Source organism: Bacillus sp. LK2, assembly GCF_001043575.1.
In the GTDB taxonomy this organism is placed as follows: Bacteria; Bacillota; Bacilli; order Bacillales; family Bacillaceae_G; genus Bacillus_A; species Bacillus_A paramycoides.
On the sequence record NZ_LDUK01000004.1, the window covers coordinates 23,005 to 46,421 of the forward strand.

A 23,417-nucleotide genomic window follows, 5' to 3' on the forward strand; every position below is an offset into this window, starting at 1 on the left:
AAGCCCGATTGGTTCAACTAATAATCAGTGGGAGATGAACAAAACCCCCACCGATTAAAGTTTCACTTTATCTATGTTAGGGGAATGGTTTTGAAATTTGAAAAATTAAAACTACAACCGAGAATTACATTAACTATTAGCACGCTTATTCTTGCTGTGCTTCTGTTAACGAGTTATTTATTTTACTATATATTATCTGAAACGGTAGAAGAGCAAATTGGCAAAAGAGCATTGTATGTTGCAAAAACAGTTGCCACTATACCAGAAATTCAAGAAGCTTTCCAAAAGGAAAATCCAAGTTCTATTATTCAGCCAATTGTAGAAAAAATTCGAATCGAAACAGATGCTGATTTCATTGTAGTTGGAAATAAAGATGGCATTCGTTATGCACATCCTAAGCGAGATAGAATAGGAGAAGCAATGGTTGGTGGTGATAATAAAGGCGTATTATTGGAAGGGAAGTCTTATATTTCAAAGGCTACTGGATCATTAGGACCTTCATTACGCGGAAAAGTTCCAATACGTAATCAAGATAATGAAATTATTGGAGTAGTATCTGTTGGTTTTTCGATGGACGATGTTTATCAAGCTGTAGAAGTATATGGTACGCGTGTGTTTTGGATTGCTATAGCTGGTTTATTGTTAGGCATAATCGGCTCTATATATTTAGCAAGAAGCATAAAAAGGATGATGTTTGGGATGGAGCCAGAAGAAATTTCATCCTTATATGAAGAACATAGTACAGTTATTCAATCTGTACGTGAAGGAATTATAGTAATCGATAAAAATGGAATTGTTAGTTTAGTAAATCAAGCGGCATATGACATTCTTTCTTTAGAAAAACAGCAAAATATAATTGGAGAATTTATTTTAAATGTTATTCCTAACTCATCGATACTAGATGTACTTCAAACTGGTGAGGGACAGTTTGATCGTCAATTAAATATAAAGGGAAAGGCTGTTATTGCTAACCGTTTACCTATTAAAGTTAATAATAAAGTAACTGGTGTTGTATCCAGTTTACGTTTGAAATCTGAAATGGACCAATTAACAGCAGAGTTGTCTCAAACGCGGCAATATACAGAAGCATTACGAGCACAAACACATGAATATAATAATTTGTTGTATACGCTTTCGGGTCTTATCCAATTAGAGTCATATGAAGATGCTTTAGAGCTTATTCATAAGGAAACGGCAGTATATCAAGATTTCGTTCAATTTATTATGAAACGAATTCAAAATCCATGGCTAGGTGGAATTTTAATTGGATTTTACAATAGAGCAAGAGAGTTGAAAATTGATTTTGTGTTAGATCGAGAAAGTAGTTTAGAAAAGTTAAGTCCGCATATTGATAGTAATTATGTTGTTTCTATTTTGGGAAATTTAATTACGAATGCATTTGAAGCAATTGAAAAAAATCAAGAGTATGACAAGAAAGTTAGAATGTTTGTAACGGATATTGGAGAAGAAATATTAATTGAAGTGGAAGATTCAGGACACGGGATTCATGATGAAATAATAACAAGCATATTCTATAAAGGTTTTTCGACGAAAGAGGGCGAAAAACGTGGATATGGATTAGCAAAAGTGAAAGAGCTAGTGGAAGATTTAAATGGGAGCATCGCAATCGAAAAAGGGGATTTAGGTGGTGCGTTATTTATCATTGCATTACCGAAAGAGAGAGGCGAATTGTAATGGTTGAGGGGATTGAAGTATTGATTGTAGAAGATGATATTCGGATTGCGGAGATTCATCGTCGTTTTGCTGAAAAAATTGAAGGATTTAAAGTGATTGGAACGGCAACGACTGGGGAAGAAGCAAAGGAATGGCTAGAGCTTGTGAAGCCACAGCTTGTTTTATTAGATGTATATTTACCCGATATGCAAGGAACTGAACTCATCACATATATTAGGCATAATTTGCATGATACAGACATTATTATGATTACAGCCGCATCAGAAACAGATGTAGTGCGGCATGCTTTACGAGGCGGGGTAACAGATTATATCGTAAAGCCACTTACGTTTGATCGATTTAAAACAAGTTTAGAAAATTACCAAAAGAAGATCATGAATTTAAAGGAAAGTGCTCAATTATCTCCAGAACAAATTGAACATCTATGGTCTCAAAGAGGAGTGCAGGCAAATCAAATAGAATATGCCCCAAAAGGGATAGATCCATTGACGTTAGCAAAAATAAAAAAGCATATGCTAACTGTTAATGAAGAGGGAATTACTGCAGAGATGCTAAGCTCAATGGTAGGTGTAAGTCGATCCACAGCGAGGCGCTATTTAGAGTATTTGATTTCTGGAAAGAAAGTGCATGCAGAGCTTATATATGGGAGTGTGGGGAGGCCAGAAAGAAGGTATTTCCGTATTTCTTCATAGGAGACTTTCATAACAATAAAAACAGTAGAGGATTACATTTCCTCTACTGTTTTTTCTAGTGTCATCTTATATTGGAATAATCCCAATTACAATTCCAGTAATCAACATAACCATTGTCGTTCCAACAGCCCAAAGTAAAGTAAAGCGTTGGTGTTCACCAAAATCAACTTTGGCCATTCCGACTAATAAATAAGTGGAAGCGACGAGAGGGCTTAGTAAGTGAACAGGTTGCCCGAGTAACGAAGCGCGTCCCATTTCAGCTGCGCTAACTCCATAAGCAGCTGCGGCTTTTGTTAAAATAGGTAATACCCCGAAGTAAAATGCATCGTTGGACATGAAAAATGTAAACGGCATACTTAGAAGAGCTGTAATAATTGGCAGCTGGGGTCCAAGTGCATCTGGTATGAGAGTAACTACACTTTGAGCCATTGCATCTACCATTTTTGTTCCAGATAGAATACCTGTGAAGATTCCAGCAGCAAATACGAGAGAAACAACTGCTAATACGTTTCCAGCATGAGACGCAATACGTTCTTTCTGTTGTTCTAAGTTTGGATAGTTAATCATAACAGCAATTGCAAAAGCGACTGTAAATAAAACAGGTAACGGCATAACTTCTAGTATGAGACAGACGAGTAAGGCAACAGTTAATAAAAAGTTAATCCATAGCAGCTTAGGGCGTTTATGTACTTCAGCTTCGACTGTTGCAGCTTGCTCATCCATTGTTTGCATTTGTTTTAAATACTGTACATCCATAATTCCTAAACGTTTTCTTTCTTTTTTTCCAAGATAGTAGGCAACGAAAACTACCCAAATTGCACCAGCGATCATTCCTGGTATAAGTGGTGTGAAGAGCTCTGATGCATCAAGACCAAGTGCACTCATAACCCGAGCAGTTGGTCCACCCCAAGGTGTAAGGTTTGTCACACCTGCTCCTAACATAACAACGCCAGCTAATATAAGCGGATTCATTCCAAGACGTTTATACAGTGGATACATTGCGGAAACAGTAATCATATATGTTGTTGTTCCGTCCCCATCTAATGAAACGATAATAGTAAGGATAGCCGTACCAACAACAATTTTTAACGGATCCCCTTTTACAAATTTTAAGATTCTACTAATGACAGGATCGAATAAACCACTATCAATCATAATTCCGAAATATAAAATGGCGAACATAAGCATAATACCAGTAGGTGCTAGCTTTTTAATCCCCTCTAGCATCATAGGGCCCATATTTGCATAAAAGCCACCAATTAATGCAAAAATAATTGGAATTAATATTAATGCTACTAATGCTGACATACGTTTAGTCATAATCAAAAACATAAAGACAAATACCATTACAAATCCGAGTAATGCTAACATGTAATCTCCCCCTCAAAAATGATTGCGCTTTCAAAATAAAGTAAAAATTCAGATAAAAGGTTTTTTATTTATAATAAAAGTTTCAATTCAAATGGTAAATAATTAAAAAAATAACATCATTAGAAGCATAATCTTTATTTTGATCATTTTGTTCACGAGGGTAATTTTGAATTTTTAAAAAGATAATTTACTTCGTACAAGAATGGTAGAATAAGGTGAAAATAGTGAAGTGTGGAGTAGGGAGTAGATTTTGAATGAAAAGAAGAATAGAAGAAATTTATAGTTCATGTGAAGGAAGAGTAGAGGAGATTTTTATTAATGAATCCTCTTACGTATATGAATGGGAAAAATTAATGATGATCCGAAAACACGATGGTGAGCTTGAAAAAATCGGGGTAGGGATCAGTGGAAATATAAGGTTAGTGAATGTAGAGGTTGGACAGGAAATTGATACGGACACATTATTAGTTAAGCTAGAAGATGATTTGTTAATTACTGGTTGTGAATGATGAGAGATGTGTAGAAATAGCTACACATCTTTTTTGTTCCATATATTACAAAAGATACATTGTTTTTTCACAAACCTCACACAACTTTTTGATATGCTCTTAGTTGAGTATAACGAATAGATTTTTAAGAATAATTTATTATTACTAATGGGGAGTATATTGTTCTTTTTAGGGAGGAAATCTGGATGAGAGTAAAGTATGCTGTGCTTGTTATATGTTTATGCTTCTTATTTACAATAGTAGGATGTGGGAAAAAGGACATAGAAGCTATTGCAGTTGATGAGAAAAATGATAAGTGTGATATTTGTCAAATAGGGGTAATGGATAATCAATTCGCAACAGAAATTATTTTAGAGAATGGAAAGGCCTTAAAGTTTGATGATATTGGCTGTATGTATAAATGGATGGATAACAATAAAAATGAGAAGACGAAAGAAAAGTTTGTACGAGACTATAATACGAAAGATTGGGTTCCAATGCAGGACGCAACTTACGTACATGATAAAACAATAACAACACCTATGGCTTATAACGTCATCTCGTTTAAAGATAAAAAAGATGCGGAAAGTTTTGTATCTAAATATAAGGGGAAGGTCCTTTCCGACAAAGAATTATCAGAGCATAAGTGGGAAATGAACAAAGAGATGATGGGGAAACCGAAAAAAGGGAATAGCGGAGGACATTCTCATTAATACGAAGAAGTAGCTAGAGCAAGGACAACCACCCCAAGGTTGTCTTTTTCTATTGCCAGTGAGATGAAAATAGAAAGATAAAAGGTGTAAAATAGTTAGAAGAACAGTTACAATATAAAATAGTGACATCTTTAGGGGAATTAAGGATAAGAAAGATGTACAAGTGTCACCGAAACATGCTAAACTAATTGCTTCATATGTTAATGATGAAGCCGGGCGGCATATCATTCCAAACATGAATTATTTGTTGAGAAAACATGGGCATAAGCGTTCGATGATTCAATTTAAGAAGGAATATAAGGTGCTTATGGATAAATCTATTGAAGAAGAGTTATTGCATGTGATGGAGGAATGGTTAAGAAAACATTATCTTTCATAGGAGCTGTAGTTGTGAGAAAACAAAAAATATTATTATGCATGTTATTAGGACTTTTAATGATGACAGTGGCTTGTGATAAGCAAGAAGATCCTGAATCAAAACCGGTTCAGGTGAAAAATGAAAAAAAGAAGGAAAACCATAAAGAAAAGGAAGAAGCAAAAAAAGAAACAGGTATAAATTTAATGGATAAGCAATTATTACTTTCTGCGACTCTAGGTGATACCGAAACGGCTATGAAGTTGATTAAAGACGGAGCGAATATTAACGTAGAAGGTGATAACGGAGAAACGCCTGTCCTTGCAGCAACGTATCAGAATCATGTAGAGACAGTTAAAGCGTTAATTGATGCGGGAGCTGATATTGAAATTCAAGATGAGAAACAAAGCAGTCCATTTCTTTATGCTAGTAGAGAAGGTTATAAGGATATCGTAAAATTATTAATTAATGCAGGAGCTAATACGAAAGAAACTACTCGGTCAGGTGGAACAGCATTAACTTCTGCATCTGAGCGTGGTCATGTAGAGGTCGTAAAAGAATTATTAGAGCACACAGATATTGATGTGAATTACAAAAATAATCGTGGTGGAACGGCATTATTAGAAGCGATTGTATTGGGAAATGGTAGCGAAAATCATAAAAAGGTAATTCAAATGCTTATTGAGCATGGAGCGGATGTAAATATGGCTAACAGTGAAGGAACTACGCCGCTGCAATATGCTGAAAAAAGAGGGTTTAAAGATATTGCAAATATGTTGAGAGTAGCTGGGGCAAATGAAGTTATACAGCAGCAACCTACAGAGTAATATAAGAGTGAGATAAGAGGCTAGGAAAATAACAGTCATGAAATTATCCCATTTAAATAGACAGAACAAGGAGATCATCCGGCAAGATGGACTCATTGATGTTTATTTAAATGGGATTTTTGTTTTGAGGAGGAGTTCTTTTGTATTTACTCTATGAAGGCTTGTTATAGGAATTTTGTATATGCAGTAACAAAGGAGGATATAGATGAAACTTTCAGAACTTGAATTAATAGCAATTCAGGCAGAGGTTCTATTTGTTCATAATCAAGTAGGAAGAATAAAGAGCGTAAATGAGCATGGAAATCTGAAAGCGCCACGTTTTTTTCTTGGCCGAACTCGGGAGGGGAATATAACGAGATATCATTATAACCTTCATAGTGAAACGGTGAATGAGATTGGGAAATTAATTTCAGAACGTTCAAATCACATAGAGATAGCAAAAATCATTAAAATATTAAATGAGGAAAGAGCGGTGGAGAATATTTGGATGGGGCCTGCTTTCATGTTTCCAAATAATTTAAATAAGCCGACTAGGACGATACGAATAACAGAGAAGAATAAAGAACTCCTGCGAGAAAGTTTTCCTAATCTAATAGAACAGATGGAGTGGAGGAAACCTTATTTTGCAATTGTTGAAAATGAAAAGGTGGTTTCTATATGCTGTAGTGCAAGAAGTACACCAATAGCTTCTGAAGCGAGTGTAGAAACGTTATCTGAGTTTCAAGGAAAAGGATATGGTTCAGATGTTGTTACGGCCTGGGCGATATCAATACAAGAAGAAAAACGCATTCCACTTTGCAGCACGGCTTGGGATAATTTTGCTTCGCAAGCAGTGGCAAGAAAACTAAAACTGAGTAACTATGGTATGAATTTACATATCACTTAAATTCTAAACAAAGTTGTTTTCTGTTGGAGTTTATTCGTATATCTTGATTATTGTAAAAGTAATATGGTGAATATTAACATTCGATTAACACCTAATTAACAATCTATCAAAACTGACTTAATAAATACGTAATATAGTAAAGGTAACAAAATAACTAGGGTAGAGAACATTTGAGAACACCCGCTTACATATAACGTGCCACTTTCTTAAGTGTGCTCTATTCCCTAGAGTTCAAATAAGGAGAAAGGTGTTCTATGTAAGTAGGTGTTTTTAGTTTGGATAAAAATAGAAAAGCTAGGTGAAGTCAATGTTTAAAGAACCTTATATAGCGATGATAAAGGATTGGAAAGGGTATAAAACATACAAAAAATTACCGAAAACAGTTTTCCTTATGACTGGTTCAATGTTGGAGTTACCAGAGCGTGTATATGAATTACAGAAAAATGGACATGATGTATTTCTTCATTGTGATTTTATACAAGGGCTAAATACGAATACAGAGGAAGCACTTTTGTATATACAAGATGTTATTGGTGCACAAGGTATTATTTCGACAAAGGGGTCGACAATTCGAAATGCCAATAAGATTGGATTGAAAACGATTCAACGTATTTTTATTGTTGATACTTTATCTCTTACAAAATCAATTGAAAATTGTAAAACGACTAAACCGAATGCAGTAGAGATTATGCCTGGTATTATGCCTTCTATTATTAAACAGCTAGCAGAGGAAATAGAATTTCCTATTATTGCAGGCGGACTGATTCAAACTCGAGAAGATGCAGAAATTGCAATTCGTGCAGGAGCAAGTGCGATTTCAACAAGTCATTATGAAGTATGGATACAAGACGAAAAAAGGAGTGCAATCTTGTGATTGAATTGAAAAATGTATTAAAGATATATAAAAACGCGGAAGAGACAGCGGTTAAAGATGTATCGGTTCACATTAAGAAGGGAGAATTTTTTGTTTTAGTTGGACCTTCGGGATGTGGGAAAAGTACATTATTACGAATGATTGCTGGCTTAGAAGGAATTTCTTCGGGAGATTTAATTATTAATGAGCGTGTTGCAAATGATTTAGAGCCGAAAGATCGTAATCTATCAATGGTATTTCAAAACTATGCGTTATATCCACACTTATCTGTAGAAGAAAATATTTTATTTGGCCTTAAGGTAAGAAAAGTACAGAAAGAAGAGCGGCAAAAACGATTAATGGAAGCTGTTGAAATGGTAGGACTAAAAGAGTATGTGAAAATGAAACCAGGCCAATTATCAGGTGGACAAAGACAGCGTGTTGCGCTTGCTAGGGCGATTGTGAGTCAAGCACCGATTTGCTTAATGGATGAGCCGCTTTCGAATTTAGATGCGAAATTGCGTGCGCAAATGAGGATTGAAATTAGAGAAATTCAGCAACGATTAGGAATTACGATGATTTACGTTACTCACGATCAAATTGAAGCAATGACTATGGGAGATCGCATCATGGTTTTAAATAAAGGAAGTATACAGCAAATTGGAACACCGCTTGATATATATAACGAACCAGCAAATGAATTTGTTGCAAGTTTTATAGGTTCTCCTTCTATGAATATGAATGATGGGGAAGTGGATAAAGAAAAAGGTGTATTGCATATAGGCCAATTGCAAATTCCGTTATCTATTGGACAGTTAAAGCAATTATCAGAAGGAATTATTCGAATAGGCATGCGTCCTGAGCATATTGCATTGTCTGAGGAAGGACAAGAAGTTACGCTGCAATCTGTAGAAGTATTAGGGAATGAATCTATTTTAAACTTTTCGGTAAATGGGGCAACTTGGAGTGCAAAAGTCATCGGACAGTTACTCTTGAACAAAGGTGACAAAGTAAAATTATTATTCTCGCAAGAAAAACTATGCTTCTTTCAACAGAAAACGAATGAACGATTAAAAGTGGTAGCTGAAGAAGAGCTGAAAGTGGTGGCGAAATAATGATTGAGGTAGGGAAATTACCAGCTCAAACAAAAGTGTCAAAAAAGAAGGCATTATGGGGGAGAACGAAAGATTTAAGAATAGGATTATTATTTTTAGCACCATCTATTTTATTGTTTTCTATTTTTCTTTTCTATCCATTGTTTAGGACGATTTACTATAGTTTTTATTTAACAGATATACACGGAGAAGCTAATCTTTTTGTTGGCTTGGAAAATTATCAATATTTATTTTCTGATCCTGCTTTCTACAAAAGTATAAAGTCAACTTTATTATTTGTTTTATATACAGTACCTACTAGTATTATATTCGCTTTATTTCTTGCATTAATTGCAAATGAGAAAGTTAGAGGTATTGGATTATTTCGGGTGCTCTTTTCCTCAACGATGGGCATATCAGTAGCTGCGAGTGCAGTGATTTGGCTATTTTTATTTCATCCAAGTGTAGGGTTATTTAATAACATATTAGCCTCTATGAATCTCCCTGCGATTGCATGGTTAACGAGTCCGGACTGGGCATTGTTTTCTGTATCGGTTACAACGGTTTGGGTGAATACAGGATTTGCATTTTTAGTTATATTAGGTGGTTTACAAAATGTTGATACGTCTTTATATGAGAGTGCATCTATAGATGGTGCGAGCTATTTATATAAGCTTCGCCGTGTTACATTACCGATGTTATCACCAACGTTATTTTTTATTGTAACAGTAACTTTAATTAGTGCATTTCAAAGCTTTGGACAAATCGATATTTTGACGCACGGTGGACCGAACGATGCAACGAATTTAATTGTGTACTCGATTTATAAAGAAGCATTTGTGAATCATCAATTTGGAACAGCAAGTGCACAAGCGATGGTATTATTTGTTTTCATTTTCATTGCTACATTACTTCAATTCAAGTTTGCAGAGAGAAAGGTGCATTATAAATGATTGTTAAACAGTGGAAACAAAACTTCCTATTATACATACTGCTCATTATTAGTGCAGTGATGGTGTTTTTTCCTGTACTCTATGCGTTTTTAATAAGCTTTATGACACCAGATGATATTCAAATGAGAAGGTTATTTCCGACTCAATTTACTTTTGATAATTTCATTAATATCTTTCAAAAAGTACCGCTTTTTACGTACTTATATAACAGTTTAATTGTATCGACAGTTGTTATGATTGGACAACTTATCGTATCAAGCTTAGCTGCTTATGCTTTTGTCTTTCTTCAATTTAAAGGAAGAAACTTTATTTTTTTCCTGTTTATTTCAACGATGCTTATTCCGTGGGAAGCAACGATGGTACCAAACTTTTTAACGATTCAAAATTTCGGATGGATCAATAGCTTTGCTGGGATGACAGTACCGTTTTTTGCAACAGCCTTCGGTATTTTCTTACTACGTCAGCATTTTATGACACTTCCGAATGAACTGAAAGAAGCTGCTTTTATTGAAGGGATTGGAAATTTAAGGTTTTTATTCAGCGTTGTAATTCCGTATTGTAAAACGAGTTTTATTACGCTTGGAGTATATAGCTTTTTAACAACATGGAATATGTATTTATGGCCGCTCTTAGTGACCACTGATGAAAAAGTAAGAACAGTTCAAATTGGTGTGAAGCAGCTCCAGTCTCAAGAAGTTGCAACTGATTGGGGAAGTGTAATGGCTGGTGTTACTGTTATCGTCATTCCAACGTTGATTTTACTATTTTTAGGGCAAAAGCAATTGCAACAAGGATTAACAAAAGGTGCAATTAAATAAGCATACATAAGAAAAGGTGGGATTGAGATGAGTTTATTGAAAAAAAGTGCCGCTCTTTTGATGGCAGCCACAATGGCGTTAACCGGGGCAGCTTGTTCAAGTAGTAAAACAGAGGGGAAATCTGAAGCACAGGCAAAAGTAGCTCCTGTTGAAAAAAATGGTGATAAAACTGTAATTCGCTTCTGGCATGCGATGGGTGGAAAAACACAAGGTGTGCTAGATGGGCTTGTTGCAGACTATAATAAGTCACAGAATAAATACGAGATAAAGGCAGAGTTCCAAGGAACATACGAAGAGTCTTTAACGAAGTTTAAAACGATATCTGCAACGAAAGAAGCGCCAGCTCTTGTTCAATCAAGTGAAATTACAACGAAATATATGATTGATAGCAAAAAGATTACGCCTATTGATACCTGGATTAAAAAAGATAAGTACGATACATCAAAATTAGAAAAAGCAATTACGAATTATTACTCAGTTGATGGGAAAATGTATTCTATGCCATTTAATTCATCTACACCAGTATTAATTTATAATAAAGATGCTTTCGCAAAGGCTGGATTAGATCCAGAGAAAGCTCCGAAAACATATGCGGAATTAAAAGAAGCAGCTAAAAAGTTAACGATTAAAGAAGGCGGAAATGTAAAACAATATGGATTCTCCATGCTGAACTATGGATGGTTCTTTGAAGAATTATTAGCGACACAAGGCGGTCTATATGTGGATAATGAGAATGGGCGAAAAGATGCAGCAACGAAAGCGGTATTTAACGGAAAAGAAGGGCAAAAAGTATTTGGGATGTTAGATGAATTGAATAAGGCTGGTGCATTAGGAAAGTATGGAGCAAGTTGGGATGATATTCGTGCCGCATTCCAATCTGGACAAGTTGCTATGTATTTAGATTCTTCAGCTGGTGTTCGTGATTTAATTGATGCATCTAAGTTTAACGTTGGTGTTGCATATATTCCATATCCAGAAGATACGAAACAAAATGGTGTTGTTATTGGCGGAGCGTCATTATGGATGACGAATATGGTTTCAGAAGAAACGCAGCAAGGTGCTTGGGACTTTATGAAATATTTAACGAAACCAGACGTACAAGCAAAATGGCATACAGCAACGGGTTATTTCTCAATTAATCCAGATGCATATAATGAACCGTTAGTAAAAGAACAATATGAAAAGTATCCACAGTTAAAAGTAACGGTAGATCAACTGCAAGCAACGAAGCAATCTTCAGCAACGCAAGGGGCATTAATTAGTGTATTCCCAGAATCACGAGATGCAGTTGTGAAAGCACTAGAAGCAATGTATGACGGGAAAAATAGTAAAGAAGCGTTAGATGAGGCTGCAAAAGCAACAGATAGAGCCATTAGTATTTCAGCTCGTACGAGTCAAAAATAAAAGAAAGCCGTGTCCTTCTTAAGGATACGGCTTTCTTTATAGGGAGATAAGGGATCAAAGAAATGATGAAGTCTTATCTCTTTTATATGAGCAAAGGGTCTAGAACGAATCTTGTCCTTTTCATTATTTATTTAACTCCATTGCAACTTGTTTGCCATTTACGAAAACCTCTGCCACTGCTACTACAACTTCCATCACTTTTTTCATATCTCATCTCTCCTTGTTTTTTGTTTCATTTCTTACTTTTAGTATAAGGAAATGCAGTAATTACAACTATCGAATTGGATGACAAGAGACTTACATTGTTGTAAGGATAATAGATTCATTTGTAATAATAATGCTTTCTAGTAATTATGTTCAGAAGATTCTTTAAAAAGAGTTATAATTAGAGATAAATGTATTTAGAAAGAAGGGGAAAAAATGAATAGAATACTTGTAATCAGTGATATTCATGGAGAAATTGATAAATTTGAAAAGTTACTCATAGAAGTACAATACGATGCGAAACAGGATCAGCTAATTTTATTAGGTGATTATGTAGATCGTGGTCCAAATGCGCGTGCTGTCATTGAAAAGGTAAAAGGGTTAAAAGAAGAGGGAGCCTTCGTTTTAAAGGGAAATCATGAAGACATGATGATTAAAGCGTTAACGACAGATGAAGAACGTTCGTGGAATCATTGGGTAAAAAGAAATGGTGGCGATAAAACATTATATAGCTATGGATTTGTAGAAGAAGATATTGAGGTAAATGAGGGAGACTTCCAAAAGCCAATTTTACACTCTCATATATTAGAGGAACACGTAAAGTTCATTCAAGAATTAGATCATTACATTGAAACGGAAGAGTATATATTTGTACATGCTGGTATTGAGCCGATGAAACGAGTTTCTGAATGTGAACCATACACGTTAATGTGGATACGTAATGAATTTCATAGTGGGTATAGTGGCGAAAAGGTTGTTATATTTGGACATACGGAAACAAAGACGCTTCATAGTAATGATGATTGCGGAGTATATTTTGGTAGTAATCGTATTATAGGAATTGATGGCGGGGCTGTGTATGGTGGGCAGTTAAATTGTTTGGAGTTACCGAGTAAAAAGGTATATGTAGTAAAAGATTGAAAGAAATAAGGGCTTCCTTATTTCTTTCAATCTTTTATTAAGACAAAGTTAAGAAATGGATTCTATAATAAATCTTCCAAATTTTATTCAATTTAAACATTTAGATGGAAATAATTAAAAAGACAACTAATGCGACTACTTTCTTTCGTTATTAAGAGAAGTGATGTAATAATAAAGGAAAAGCGAATTGAAATATATTGTGGAAGGTGAGAAAGGCCGATGCGCTTACTTGTAGTAGAAGATAATGCTTCTTTATTGGAGTCTATAGTACAAATTTTACGTGATGAATTTGAAGTGGACACGGCAATGAATGGGGAAGATGGTTTGTTTTTGGCATTACAAAATATATATGATGCAATTTTACTCGATGTCATGATGCCAGAAATGGATGGATTTGAAGTGATTCAAAAAATACGAGATGAGAAGATTGAAACGCCAGTTTTATTTTTAACAGCAAAAGATTCTTTGGAGGATCGAGTAAAAGGTTTAGATTTTGGCGGGGATGATTATCTCGTTAAGCCATTTCAAGCACCGGAATTAAAAGCGAGAATTCGTGCTTTATTACGACGAAGTGGTAGCTTAACAACAAAGCAGACAATTCGTTATAAAGGGATCGAACTGTTTGGAAAAGATAAAGATGCACAAGTAGATGGACAAGCAATTAAGTTGACTTTAAAACAGTATGAACTTTTAGAGTACCTCATTCAAAATAGCGGTAAGATTTTAATGCGTGAACAAATTTTTGATCGTGTTTGGGGATTTGATTCAGATACAACAGTAGCCATCGTAGAAGTGTATGTTCATCACTTACGTAAAAAATTAGAGCCATTCAGTTATCAGAAAGATATTCAAACTGTTCGTGGTATTGGATATATATTAAAAGAACAATGAAAAAGGGAAGTATGTTTCAAAAAACACGCATTCGTTTGACTATATTAAATTCTTTAGTGTTCATCGTATTAATTGGGGTATTAGGCAGTATAATTTATTTATACACATATAATCGAATTTATGGTGCAGTAGATAAATCAATTGAAAAAATGATTGAATATAAAGATGAAGTTAAATCTAAGAATCCTCCAAAGGGAGGTATGAAAAATATTCAAATTGGGGATCCAAGAGTCATGAAGTTGTTCTGGAAGGGAAATACAATCTCAATGGATGAGAAAAACCCTAGATTTTTCTCTATTTTTACAGAGAATATTCCAGCTTTTGCTCCAAAGAAATTAGGAGTTCTTCAAGATATAGAAGTAAAGGGGCATTATTTCAGAACAGTAGCGTTTCAGGGTGACGGACAAATTGTGCAAATCGTACGCGATACAACAGCCGAAAAAGAAATGCTAAATACTTTGCTTTTAATTCTAGTTATAGGTTGCAGCATAGGAAGCCTATGTGCAATAGGAATCGGCTTTTTCCTAGCGGGTAGAGCACTCATACCGATTCAAAAGTCATGGGAGAAACAGCAGGAATTCGTTTCTGATGCATCGCATGAATTAAGGACGCCACTTGCGGTTATCCAATCAAAAACAGATGTATTATTCCAGTCACCATCTGCAACGATAGAAGAAAAGGCGATGGATATTTCTACAATTTCAAAGGAATGTAGACGGTTATCGAAGCTAGTTGCTAATTTATTATTGTTAGCACGTTCGGATTCTAATCAAATCGAGATGGATAAGAAAACATTTGAACTAGATAAATTGTTAGAAGAAATAGTAGATCCATATAAAGAAATTGCTTCTTATCAAGAAAAAGAGATGATATTAAAAGTAGAACGTAACATATCGTTTATTGGCGATAGAGAGAGAATCCATCAAATGATGGTCATACTGTTAGATAATGCGATGAAGTATACGAATGAAGGTGGACATATTCAAATTAATTGTACGCAAACGAGTAGTTCAATTCGCATACAGGTGAAGGATAACGGGATAGGAGTTAAGGAAGAGGATAGTCCAAAATTATTTGATCGTTTTTATCAAGGTGATAAAGCGAGAAGTGCATCAGAAGGTGCTGGATTAGGTCTTTCAATAGCTAATTGGATTGTAGAAAAGCATTACGGAAAAATATCGGTAGAGAGCAAATGGGGAGAAGGTACTTGTTTTGAAGTGATTTTCCCGAAAAATCAAAGGTTATAAGTGAGAAGGCGATCTTGTTTTTTACAAGGTCGTCTTTTTTTAAGGGAAAGTTAAGGAACAACTTGTATCATGTATTACATCATGGAAACTTGTAATAGAAAGAGACGCTGAAGTAGATATTTTTGAATGAATTAGATGAATCATACTGTTATTTCTAACAGTGATGAAGTTGATGTATAGTATTAAAAAAATTATGGGAAAGATGGAAACAGAAAGCGTGAGAAGGAGGAAGAATTCTTGAAAAAGAAGATGATGATGGTATGCGCTATTGGAGTAATGAGTTTAAGTATATTAGGAGGCGCCTCTTCTTCTGGAACGACAAAAGGAAAGACAGATTACACGCAGCGCAGTAAAGAACAGTTAAACGATGGGAAAATAAATGCGATGCATACAGAAGAAAAGGCGGAAAAGCTAGGCATTGAAACGAATGGAAAAGAACAAATTACGTTAGAAAAAGAAATTCATGAAACGGAAGTAGGAAGAGAAGCGGAACAATTAGGTATCTCAACAGAAGGAAAAGATGTTGGAATTCTTTCAGAAGAAATTTATGAAACAAAAGTGAAGCAGGAAGCATTAAAACTAGGAATATCAATAGAGAATACATCGATTGTGGATTTAATAAATCAAATTAATACAATCAAAATTAATAATGAAGCAGATAAACTAGGCGTTTCAATAGAAGGAAAAGAAATGCAAGATATTGCGGAAGAAATTTATGGGACAAAAGTAAGAGAAGAAGCGGAAAAGCTCGGTATTTCTAAAAAAGGAAAAGAGATAGGAGATCTAGCACAAGAAGTGTATGAACAAAAAGTACAGGAAGAAGCAAAAAAATATCATATTGATCTATACGGCAAAGATATATATCAAGTATTAAGAGAAATTAATGAACAAAAAGTGGTGCAAATGGCGGATGAGCTTAATATGGATAGAACGAATATGAATATTCAAGATTTAGCAGAAAAAATAAAACGAGAACAACCTGAAAAGGGAAAAGAACTAAATTTTGTACCGATGATTCAAACAGATGCTGATGCGTTTTATTCTTATTTAACGAATTAAAGAGGGCGTGAGAATAGGAGCATGATACGAAAGTGGAAAATGTGTATGTATGTGATTATATTCGGGGCGGTAATATGGGGCATATATACGAATGGGTTTACAAAGTATGCCGAGAAAGTAAAGAGAGTAACAGTATCCACTACAAAGAGTCAGAAACAAACAGTATCCACTAATAATCAAGGTGATGAAAAAATCGTCTTATCAAATGTGCCTTTAATTCAGCAATTACCAGAGCTAGAGAGAGGGTGCGAAGTGACGAGCTTAGCGATGATGTTACAATACGCAGGTGTTTCTGTAGAGAAGATGAAATTGGCAGATGAAATAAAGAAAGTTGATTTTGAGGATAATGGTACACGTGGAAATCCGAATGAAGGGTTTGTAGGGGATATTTATACATTTTCTGAATCAGGATACGGTGTATATCACGGACCGCTCTTTCAATTAGCGAAAAAATATTTACCGAATGAAGCTGTGGATTTAACGGGAAAAAGTATAGAAGAAGTTTATAAGAGTGTAAAAGCAGGGCAACCGGTAGTAATGATTACGAATGCAACATATGCACCATTAGGTGAGGATGAATTTGCTACATGGGAAACAGATAGTGGCGATGTTTCGATTACTTATAGTGAACATTGTGTTGTACTTGTTGGATACGATAAGGAGTCCGTATATATTCAAGATCCTCTTAATGATAGTCCAGATGTAAGTGTGCCGAGAGAAAACTTTGAAAAGGCGTGGGTACAGATGGGAAGTCAAGCAATTAGTTATGTGAAAAGTTCAAAATGAATTAGGGGGAAAAGGGGTATGGATTTAGGAATAACGGGTGACGAAATTAAACTAGTGAGTTATACAGATGAATGGAAAAAAGAATTTTCTAAAGTGAAACATGAAATACAAAAAAGTACAAACATAGATGCAAATCGTATCGAACATATCGGTAGTACGGCTATTGAAGGGATGATATCCAAGCCCATTATAGATATATTAGTAGCTATAGATGATTTAAATGCAGTAGAAAAATCTGTGATAGATGGTTTACAATCTATAGGTTTTTTACGATTGAAGGTGGTACGATCTGGCGAAATTGTCTTTGCGAAGTTTACTGATTCTACTTTTCAAAAGCGCACACATTATATTCATTTAGTAGAGTATGAAAAAGAAATTTGGAATAATTTAATTTTCTTTAGAGATTATTTGAATGACAATGATGAAGCGAAAATCGAGTACAAAGATTTAAAATTAGATTATATCAAGAAGGATTCAGTTGGGATAAAAGGGTATACAGATTATAAAGAAGGTTTTGTGAGCAGTGTTTTAAAGAAGCAAAAATAATAAGAAGAAAGAGAACTTCTATGTATGGAGGTTCTCTTATTTTGTAATTTAAACTTTTAAGAATAACTACATATGTAAAAAATGCATAATCAACAAAAAAATACATGTTATTATTATATTTTGTTTCCAAAATTAATCGAGTAGCAGAAACAATGAAAGGTTTAGCTGGCGATGAAAATGAAGTAACAAATGCCATTGATGAGATTGCAAAAGCTACAGAAGAACAAGTCAATTAAATGGAATAAGTTAGTTTAGTCACTCAAAACTTACCATAGATGACAGAAGAATTATAAGAAATGATTAGTAAATTTAAAGTATAATAACAGGAAATAAGTAAGGTGGAAATGATATCACCTTACTTATTTTTCTATACAGCAATTAGGGGAGTCATTAACGGGATGAAAAAAAGAAAAAGACTATGGAATTTATGGAAAACGATTACATTATTAGTGTGTACAGTTGTAATTTTTTCTTTGCTCGTAACAGATATTTTGATTAGCCATAATGTTGAACGAACGACAGAAGATAGCCAAGCAGAGAAGGCAAAAACGATTGCACGTATTGTGGCGGATGATTCTATTGTAATTGATGGGTTGGCGGGGAAAGTAGATACCGCCTTGATTCAAGTGTATACAAATAAGATATTAAAGAGTACGGATGTTCAATTTATTGTGGTTATGGATATGAATGGAATCCGAAAATCTCACCCCAATCCTCAAAAAATAGGTCATCATTTTATTGGGGGAGATGAAGGGCCCGTATTGAAGGGGAATGAACATGTATCATTGGCAGAAGGAACTTTAGGGATTTCTATGAGAGTATTTGTGCCAGTTTTTTCTGAAACAGGGGAACAACTTGGAGCGGTTGCGGTTGGAATTTCAGCAGATAATGTAAAAGAGCGAGTTAAGGAAAGTAGACATATTATTTATATCGGTGTTGGAGTTGGAGTATTAGTTGGTGTTATAGGGGCGATATTGCTAGCTAGACATATAAAGAAAAGTTTATTTGGTCTTGAGCCGCATAGGATAGCGAAAATTCTTGAAGAAAGAAATACGATGTTGCTTTCGGTGAAAGAAGGTATTATTGCTGTAGATAAAGAGGCGAACGTAACTTTAATCAATAATGAGGCAAAACGGTTATTTAAGAAAAGTGGACTTGAAGAAGACTTTATTGGTAAAGATGTTGAATTGTACATGCCAAATTCACGTATAAAAGAAGTATTGCAAACTGGAGAGGTACAATTAAACGAAGAACAAAATATTTATGGAATTACGATTGTTACTAATCGTGTCCCTTTATATGTAAAAGGAGAAATAGTTGGCGCGATTGCAACATTTCGTGATAAAACAGAAATTAGAAAATTAGCAGAAGAACTAACTGGTATTAGGTTATATGCGGAAGCATTACGGGCGCAATCTCATGAATTTATGAATAAAATGCATGTCGTATTAGGGCTTACACATATGAAACAGTATGAAGAATTGCAGAAATATGTAAGTAGTATGGTATCAGAGCATCAATATGAAATTGGTGGGGTTATGAAAAGAATTAAAAGTCCAGTATTTGCTGGTTTTTTATTAGGTAAGCTTAGCTATGCTAGAGAGAAAAATATAAAGTTAATTATAAAAGAAGATTCTTACTTACCAGAAATATATGATGAACGTATCATTCATGAACTAATCACCATTGTCGGAAATTTAATTGATAATGCATTAGACGCGGTGACGAATTGTGAGAAGAAGCAAGTTGAAGTTGGAATACAATATGGGGATACATTAATCATTACAGTACAAGATACAGGGAAAGGCATACAAGAAGATGAAATGGATGCATTATTTATAAAAGGTTATTCCACAAAGGGTGATAATCGGGGGTATGGTTTGTACCTTGTAAAGGAAAGCATACAGCGAATAAATGGGGAAATTCATATTCATTCATTGGTAGGAGAGGGAACAACGATAACAATTGAAATACCTAAAAGTAGGGATGAGAGATAAGATGATCAAAGTTTTGATTGTAGAAGATGATCCGATGGTTGCAATGTTAAATACGCATTATTTAGAGCAAGTGGGAGGGTTTGAACTTGTTCATGCAGTTAAATCAGTAAAAGAGGCGATAGAAGTATTAGAGAAATCACGAGTAGAATTAGTATTACTTGATATCTTTATGCCTGAGGAGACTGGATTTGAGCTTTTAATGTATATTCGGAATCAAGAAAAAGAAATTGATATTATGATGATTTCAGCTGTACATGATATGGGAAGTATAAAAAAAGCATTACAATATGGAGTTGTGGACTATCTAATTAAACCATTTACATTTGAACGCTTTAAGGAAGCATTAACTGTGTATCGAGAAAAATTTACTTTTATGAAAGAACAACAAAAAATTAGTCAATCGGAATTGGATTCGCTAATTTTACAAAAAGAAAAAAGAGAGTCCTTTGACTATAAAGAGCTTCCAAAAGGATTAACAAAGCAAACGCTACAACTAATTTGGAAGAAAATCGAATCGCTTAAGGGACAAGCATTTACAACAGATGAAATGGCGCAATTAGTAGGAGTTTCAAGGGTTTCTATTCGAAAATATGTAATGTTTTTGACTGAAATTGGAGTATTAGAGAATGAAATGGTGTATCAAAATGTGGGAAGACCGGTGAGTAAATTAAGATGTATTGATCAAAATAAAATAAATTTTTACGTATAAGCGACTTATTATAAGTCGCTTATACTTTTTTTAATTACAAAAGTAGTTACAAAACTTACAAAAACTATTTTTACTATTGAAAGCGTTTTAATATTGTTATTAAGAAAACAAGGGGGTGCCATATGGGAATACAAAAGAATGTGGAAGCGGTATCATTTTCTGAGGGGAATGAATTAAAAAGTGAATCTTTCGCTTCTAAAATTATGAATGTTAAAATCGGTGTTATACCTTTACCGTTATATGTAGTATTGGCTGCTATTATTTATGGAGCATCTGTATATAATAAATTGCCAGCAGATATGATTGGTGGATTTGCAGTTATTATGATTATGGGTATTTTCTTAGGAGACATTGGGATGAGAATTCCAATTTTAAAAAATATCGGTGGTCCAGCAATTCTTTCATTATTTATTCCATCATTACTTGTATTTTTTAACTGGATGAATCCAGCTTCAATGGAAGCTGCGACTATGTTAATGAAAAAATCGAACTTTTTATATTTATATATTTCTTGCTTAGTAGTAGGAAGTATTTTAGGAATGAATCGCAAAGTGTTAGTACAAGGTTTCGTTCGCATGTTTATTCCTTTAGTAGTAGGAACGTTAGCTTCTATAGCAGTAGGCTTATTAGTTGGTTCACTATTTGGGTTTGAAATGAAGAAGACTTTCTTCTTTATTATCGTCCCTATTGTGAGTGGTGGTATTGGCGAAGGGATTTTACCATTGTCGTTAGCTTACAGTGATATTTTAAATGAATCATCAGCAACATTTGTATCACAGCTTATTCCTGCGGCTATTATCGGAAATATGTTTGCGATCGTGAGCGCAGGCTATATGAAACGTTTAGGTGAGAAGAAACCTGAGCTTAGTGGTAACGGTGTATTAGTAAAAACAGATAATCAAGCAGAGTTATTAAAAGAGCAAAATGCAGAAAAACCAATTGATTTCTCATTAATGGGAGCAGGGTTATTGATTGCATGTACATTCTTTATTTTCGGAGGATTCGCTTCTAAATTTATCGGTATTCCTGGGGCAATCATTATGATTTTTTCAGCGGCAATTGTGAAGTATTTTAATTTAATGCCAGCAAAAATGGAGCAAGGTGCATTCCATTTATATAAATTTATTTCAAAGAATTTAACTTGGCCGTTAATGGTCGGTTTAGGATTGCTATATATTCCGTTAAAAGATGTAGCAGCAGTTCTTTCTGTAGGATATGTTGTTGTGTGTGCATCGGTTGTTCTTACAATGGTAACAACAGGTTTTCTTGTAGGGAAAGTGATGAAAATGTATCCAGTTGAATCAGCGATTGTAACTGGATGTCATAGTGGTTTAGGTGGAACTGGAGATGTTGCTATTTTATCAGCCTCAAACCGTATGGAATTAATGCCGTTTGCGCAAATTTCAACGCGTTTAGGCGGGGCAGCAATGGTTGTAACAGCGACAATTTTATTAAAAATGTTTTCATGATCAAACAAGCTAGCTATATTCATATAGCTAGCTTGTCAAATTAAGGGGAGATTATAAGTATGTTAGAAAATCAAATTAATGAAAGATCATTGTTATTGCATAAAGAGTTAGTAGGGAAAATTGAGATTACAAGTAAAGTAGAAGTGAATTCAGCGGATGATTTAAGCCTGACTTATACACCAGGCGTAGCGGAGTCTTGTAAAGCAATTGCAGCAGATGAAGAAACAGTGTATGACTATACAGCAAGAGGGAATATGGTTGCAGTCGTTTCAGATGGAACAGCAGTACTTGGCTTAGGGAATATTGGACCGAAAGCGGCTATGCCTGTTATGGAAGGGAAAAGTATTTTATTTAAGAAGTTTGCGAATGTAGATGCTTTCCCGCTATGTTTAGGGACGACTGATGTGGATGAAATCGTTACCCTTGTGAAAAATTTGGAGCCTACATTTGCAGGTATTAATTTAGAAGATATTGCAGCACCACGTTGCTTTGAAATTGAAAAACGATTAAAAGAAGAAACTAATATTCCTGTATTTCATGATGATCAACATGGGACGGCTATTGTCGTTTTAGCAGCTGTTATTAATGCATTAAAAGTTGTAAGTAAACAAATGGGTAATGTGAAAATTGTTATTAACGGTGCGGGTTCGGCAGGAATTGCAATTGGAAAATTATTGTTAAAAGCTGGTGCAAAGCACATTACGTTAGTTAGTTTAGAAGGTATTGTTTGTGAAGGTGAAACATGGATGAACGAAGCGCAAATCGAAGTTTCGAAAAAGACAAATCGAGAATATGTACGTGGAACATTAAAGGAAGCGATTCATCAGGCTGATATTTTCATTGGTGTATCAGCTCCTAACGTATTAACGAAAGAGCTTGTACAGTCGATGAATGAGAAACCAATTGTATTTGCAATGGCGAATCCAATTCCAGAAATCTTCCCTGAGGATGCACTAGAGGCTGGGGCAGCTGTAGTAGGAACTGGGCGTTCTGACTACTCGAATCAAGTAAATAATGTATTGGCGTTTCCTGGTATATTCCGTGGTGCGTTAGATATGCGCGCGACGGATATTACAGAAGAGATGAAATTAGCGGCAGCATATGGAATCGCTAACATTATTACGGATGAAGAGCGTAATGCGAATTATGTCATTCCAAATCCATTAGATAAAAGAGTTGTTCCAAGTGTTGCAGAAGCAGTAGCAAAAGCAGCCATTGATTCAGGAGTGGCACAAATTACGAAAATGCCAAGTTATTAATAGTAAAAAGCAGTGCCTTTAAGGCACTGCTTTTTTGAGATAAGAAATCAAAATAATGAAGAAGAAGTGTAGAGTTATTCATGTCCCCTCATTATTTATTTAATTCCATTGCAACTTGTTTACCATTTACTAAAACCTCAGTTACTGCTACGATCACTTCTATCATTTTTCTCATCTCTC

Annotated in this window: 24 protein-coding genes; 23 read left to right on the forward strand and 1 reads right to left on the reverse strand. The window is 34.7% G+C overall.

Annotated elements, in window-relative coordinates:
* Positions 1-90: 90 nt before the first annotated feature.
* Together VK90_RS04120 and VK90_RS04125 are read left to right on the forward strand one after the other, a co-directional pair.
* Entirely contained in the window at positions 91-1,695 is a 1,605-nt protein-coding gene (locus VK90_RS04120) for an ATP-binding protein (RefSeq protein ID WP_025149736.1), read from the forward strand.
* A complete protein-coding gene (locus VK90_RS04125; protein ID WP_048370628.1) occupies positions 1,695-2,387 on the forward strand; it encodes a response regulator in 693 nt (230 codons plus the stop codon). Before VK90_RS04120 ends, VK90_RS04125 begins: the two co-directional genes overlap by 1 nt.
* A 66-nt stretch (positions 2,388-2,453) precedes the next feature.
* Here the strand turns inward: VK90_RS04125 and VK90_RS04130 are convergent, their stop codons facing one another.
* Positions 2,454-3,758, reverse strand: coding sequence for a CitMHS family transporter (locus tag VK90_RS04130; protein ID WP_048370630.1), 1,305 nt, complete (start codon positions 3,756-3,758; stop codon positions 2,454-2,456).
* A 254-nt stretch (positions 3,759-4,012) separates the two neighbouring features.
* Between VK90_RS04130 and VK90_RS04135 the strand changes: the two genes are divergently transcribed.
* The 21 genes from VK90_RS04135 to VK90_RS04230 all read left to right on the forward strand — a co-directional run bounded on the left by VK90_RS04135 (position 4,013) and on the right by VK90_RS04230 (position 23,237).
* On the forward strand, positions 4,013-4,267 hold the full coding sequence (locus tag VK90_RS04135) for a hypothetical protein (protein ID WP_025149739.1): 255 nt from the start codon (positions 4,013-4,015) through the stop codon (positions 4,265-4,267).
* A 185-nt stretch (positions 4,268-4,452) separates the two neighbouring features.
* Entirely contained in the window at positions 4,453-4,959 is a 507-nt protein-coding gene (locus tag VK90_RS04140; protein ID WP_002174781.1) for a nitrous oxide reductase accessory protein NosL, read from the forward strand.
* Positions 4,960-5,122: 163 nt separating this feature from the next.
* Positions 5,123-5,338 carry a hypothetical protein gene (locus VK90_RS04145; RefSeq protein WP_025149741.1) on the forward strand — a complete coding sequence of 72 codons (216 nt, stop codon included), beginning with the start codon at positions 5,123-5,125 and terminating at the stop codon, positions 5,336-5,338.
* On the forward strand, positions 5,311-6,141 hold the full coding sequence (locus VK90_RS04150) for an ankyrin repeat domain-containing protein (RefSeq protein WP_116500264.1): 831 nt from the start codon (positions 5,311-5,313) through the stop codon (positions 6,139-6,141). Before VK90_RS04145 ends, VK90_RS04150 begins: the two co-directional genes overlap by 28 nt.
* A gap of 205 nt (positions 6,142-6,346) precedes the next feature.
* The gene (locus VK90_RS04155; protein ID WP_048370633.1) at positions 6,347-7,027 is read left to right on the forward strand and encodes a GNAT family N-acetyltransferase; all 681 of its coding nucleotides are present in this window, start codon (positions 6,347-6,349) and stop codon (positions 7,025-7,027) included.
* A gap of 307 nt (positions 7,028-7,334) precedes the next feature.
* A complete protein-coding gene (locus tag VK90_RS04160) occupies positions 7,335-7,901 on the forward strand; it encodes a glycerol-3-phosphate responsive antiterminator (RefSeq protein ID WP_048370635.1) in 567 nt (188 codons plus the stop codon).
* Positions 7,898-8,995 carry an ABC transporter ATP-binding protein gene (locus VK90_RS04165; RefSeq protein ID WP_048370637.1) on the forward strand — a complete coding sequence of 366 codons (1,098 nt, stop codon included), beginning with the start codon at positions 7,898-7,900 and terminating at the stop codon, positions 8,993-8,995. Before VK90_RS04160 ends, VK90_RS04165 begins: the two co-directional genes overlap by 4 nt.
* Entirely contained in the window at positions 8,995-9,927 is a 933-nt protein-coding gene (locus VK90_RS04170) for a carbohydrate ABC transporter permease (RefSeq protein ID WP_025149746.1), read from the forward strand. Before VK90_RS04165 ends, VK90_RS04170 begins: the two co-directional genes overlap by 1 nt.
* Complete coding sequence (locus tag VK90_RS04175; protein WP_002174787.1) at positions 9,924-10,745, forward strand: carbohydrate ABC transporter permease; 822 nt, start codon at positions 9,924-9,926, stop codon at positions 10,743-10,745. Before VK90_RS04170 ends, VK90_RS04175 begins: the two co-directional genes overlap by 4 nt.
* A gap of 27 nt (positions 10,746-10,772) precedes the next feature.
* Positions 10,773-12,149 carry an ABC transporter substrate-binding protein gene (locus VK90_RS04180; RefSeq protein ID WP_048370639.1) on the forward strand — a complete coding sequence of 459 codons (1,377 nt, stop codon included), beginning with the start codon at positions 10,773-10,775 and terminating at the stop codon, positions 12,147-12,149.
* A 420-nt stretch (positions 12,150-12,569) separates the two neighbouring features.
* Positions 12,570-13,274, forward strand: coding sequence for a metallophosphoesterase family protein (locus tag VK90_RS04185; protein ID WP_048370641.1), 705 nt, complete (start codon positions 12,570-12,572; stop codon positions 13,272-13,274).
* A 219-nt stretch (positions 13,275-13,493) separates the two neighbouring features.
* A complete protein-coding gene (locus VK90_RS04190; protein WP_048370643.1) occupies positions 13,494-14,165 on the forward strand; it encodes a response regulator transcription factor in 672 nt (223 codons plus the stop codon).
* Entirely contained in the window at positions 14,162-15,412 is a 1,251-nt protein-coding gene (locus tag VK90_RS04195) for a sensor histidine kinase (protein WP_053081331.1), read from the forward strand. The genes VK90_RS04190 and VK90_RS04195 overlap by 4 nt, the downstream gene beginning before the upstream one ends.
* 237 nt (positions 15,413-15,649) lie before the next feature.
* Complete coding sequence (locus tag VK90_RS04200; protein ID WP_048370647.1) at positions 15,650-16,471, forward strand: hypothetical protein; 822 nt, start codon at positions 15,650-15,652, stop codon at positions 16,469-16,471.
* Between the two features lie 21 nt (positions 16,472-16,492).
* The gene (locus VK90_RS04205) at positions 16,493-17,257 is read left to right on the forward strand and encodes a C39 family peptidase (protein ID WP_082147779.1); all 765 of its coding nucleotides are present in this window, start codon (positions 16,493-16,495) and stop codon (positions 17,255-17,257) included.
* Positions 17,258-17,275: 18 nt separating this feature from the next.
* Positions 17,276-17,803, forward strand: a complete 528-nt coding sequence (locus VK90_RS04210) for a GrpB family protein (RefSeq protein WP_048370651.1) — start codon at positions 17,276-17,278, stop codon at positions 17,801-17,803.
* Between the two features lie 104 nt (positions 17,804-17,907).
* Positions 17,908-18,039, forward strand: a complete 132-nt coding sequence (locus VK90_RS31035; protein ID WP_269431810.1) for a hypothetical protein — start codon at positions 17,908-17,910, stop codon at positions 18,037-18,039.
* Between the two features lie 162 nt (positions 18,040-18,201).
* Positions 18,202-19,800, forward strand: coding sequence for a sensor histidine kinase (locus VK90_RS04215; protein ID WP_048370652.1), 1,599 nt, complete (start codon positions 18,202-18,204; stop codon positions 19,798-19,800).
* A gap of 1 nt (position 19,801) precedes the next feature.
* Positions 19,802-20,509, forward strand: a complete 708-nt coding sequence (locus VK90_RS04220; protein WP_048370654.1) for a response regulator — start codon at positions 19,802-19,804, stop codon at positions 20,507-20,509.
* Positions 20,510-20,631: 122 nt separating this feature from the next.
* Entirely contained in the window at positions 20,632-21,978 is a 1,347-nt protein-coding gene (locus VK90_RS04225; protein WP_048370656.1) for a 2-hydroxycarboxylate transporter family protein, read from the forward strand.
* Positions 21,979-22,037: 59 nt separating this feature from the next.
* A complete protein-coding gene (locus VK90_RS04230) occupies positions 22,038-23,237 on the forward strand; it encodes an NAD(P)-dependent malic enzyme (RefSeq protein ID WP_048370658.1) in 1,200 nt (399 codons plus the stop codon).
* The last annotated feature ends 180 nt before the right edge of the window (positions 23,238-23,417 follow it).

What these genes read in the sequence shown, in the direction of transcription:
- VK90_RS04190 (WP_048370643.1), top strand. Translation starts at nt 13,494, where the DNA reads ATGCGCTTACTTGTAGTAGAAGATAATGCTTCTTTATTGGAGTCTATA.
- VK90_RS04160 (WP_048370635.1), top strand. Translation starts at nt 7,335, where the DNA reads ATGTTTAAAGAACCTTATATAGCGATGATAAAGGATTGGAAAGGGTAT.
- VK90_RS04125 (WP_048370628.1), top strand. Translation starts at nt 1,695, where the DNA reads ATGGTTGAGGGGATTGAAGTATTGATTGTAGAAGATGATATTCGGATT.
- VK90_RS04170 (WP_025149746.1), top strand. Translation starts at nt 8,995, where the DNA reads ATGATTGAGGTAGGGAAATTACCAGCTCAAACAAAAGTGTCAAAAAAG.
- VK90_RS04205 (WP_082147779.1), top strand. Translation starts at nt 16,493, where the DNA reads ATGATACGAAAGTGGAAAATGTGTATGTATGTGATTATATTCGGGGCG.
- VK90_RS04135 (WP_025149739.1), top strand. Translation starts at nt 4,013, where the DNA reads ATGAAAAGAAGAATAGAAGAAATTTATAGTTCATGTGAAGGAAGAGTA.
- VK90_RS04140 (WP_002174781.1), top strand. Translation starts at nt 4,453, where the DNA reads ATGAGAGTAAAGTATGCTGTGCTTGTTATATGTTTATGCTTCTTATTT.
- VK90_RS04210 (WP_048370651.1), top strand. Translation starts at nt 17,276, where the DNA reads ATGGATTTAGGAATAACGGGTGACGAAATTAAACTAGTGAGTTATACA.
- VK90_RS04220 (WP_048370654.1), top strand. Translation starts at nt 19,802, where the DNA reads ATGATCAAAGTTTTGATTGTAGAAGATGATCCGATGGTTGCAATGTTA.
- VK90_RS04195 (WP_053081331.1), top strand. Translation starts at nt 14,162, where the DNA reads ATGAAAAAGGGAAGTATGTTTCAAAAAACACGCATTCGTTTGACTATA.
- VK90_RS04215 (WP_048370652.1), top strand. Translation starts at nt 18,202, where the DNA reads ATGAAAAAAAGAAAAAGACTATGGAATTTATGGAAAACGATTACATTA.
- VK90_RS04175 (WP_002174787.1), top strand. Translation starts at nt 9,924, where the DNA reads ATGATTGTTAAACAGTGGAAACAAAACTTCCTATTATACATACTGCTC.
- VK90_RS04150 (WP_116500264.1), top strand. Translation starts at nt 5,311, where the DNA reads ATGGTTAAGAAAACATTATCTTTCATAGGAGCTGTAGTTGTGAGAAAA.
- VK90_RS04230 (WP_048370658.1), top strand. Translation starts at nt 22,038, where the DNA reads ATGTTAGAAAATCAAATTAATGAAAGATCATTGTTATTGCATAAAGAG.
- VK90_RS31035 (WP_269431810.1), top strand. Translation starts at nt 17,908, where the DNA reads ATGTTATTATTATATTTTGTTTCCAAAATTAATCGAGTAGCAGAAACA.
- VK90_RS04180 (WP_048370639.1), top strand. Translation starts at nt 10,773, where the DNA reads ATGAGTTTATTGAAAAAAAGTGCCGCTCTTTTGATGGCAGCCACAATG.
- VK90_RS04155 (WP_048370633.1), top strand. Translation starts at nt 6,347, where the DNA reads ATGAAACTTTCAGAACTTGAATTAATAGCAATTCAGGCAGAGGTTCTA.
- VK90_RS04225 (WP_048370656.1), top strand. Translation starts at nt 20,632, where the DNA reads ATGGGAATACAAAAGAATGTGGAAGCGGTATCATTTTCTGAGGGGAAT.
- VK90_RS04130 (WP_048370630.1), bottom strand. Translation starts at nt 3,758, where the DNA reads ATGTTAGCATTACTCGGATTTGTAATGGTATTTGTCTTTATGTTTTTG.
- VK90_RS04185 (WP_048370641.1), top strand. Translation starts at nt 12,570, where the DNA reads ATGAATAGAATACTTGTAATCAGTGATATTCATGGAGAAATTGATAAA.